This window comes from Streptomyces sp. NH27 (genome assembly GCF_056859195.1).
Genome location: NZ_JACEGK010001069.1, coordinates 1 through 521, shown reverse-complemented (window position 1 = coordinate 521; position 521 = coordinate 1). Strand labels below are relative to the sequence as shown.

1 protein-coding gene is annotated in these 521 nt (G+C 76.0%); it reads right to left on the bottom strand.

Features of this window, described 5'->3' with window-relative positions; genetic code table 11:
- The coding region (locus AC13HU_RS38055) for an alcohol dehydrogenase catalytic domain-containing protein (RefSeq protein ID WP_483046561.1) at positions 1-507 on the bottom strand (507 nt) is incomplete at its 3' end.
- Between the last annotated feature and the right edge of the window lie 14 nt (positions 508-521).

Genomic DNA, 521 nt, shown 5'->3' with positions numbered 1-521 from the left:
GCCGTAGACCGCGGCGGCACCCAGGGCGCGGGCGATCTGCGCGGCGGCCGAGCCGATGCCGCCGGCGGCGGCGTGGATCAGCACGGTGTCGCCCGCGGCGAGCCGGGCGGCGCCGGCGAGGATGCCGTACGCGGCGGTGAGGGTGAGGCCCGCGCCACCGCCGTCGCGCAGCGATATCCCGTCGAGCGGGAAGGCGAAGTCCGCGGGGGCGAGGGCGTAGTCGGCGTAGCCGCCGCCGTCGGGGCGGTAGGCGGCGACCTGTTCGCCGACCGTGAGACCGGTCACACCCGGGCCGACCGCCGCGACCTCGCCGGATACCTCGAAGCCGGGCACGGTGGTGTGCCGCGGTGTCCCGAAGTCCCCCAGCCGGTGCCGCATCTCGTCGTGGTTGACACCCGCGTACGCGACCCGGACCAGGAGTTGACCGGGGCCGGGCACGGGGGCGGGCAGCTCCACCGGGTTGAGCACCTCTGGACCGCCGATGACGTCGAAACCGACCGCGCGCACGCGTTCTCCTCTCC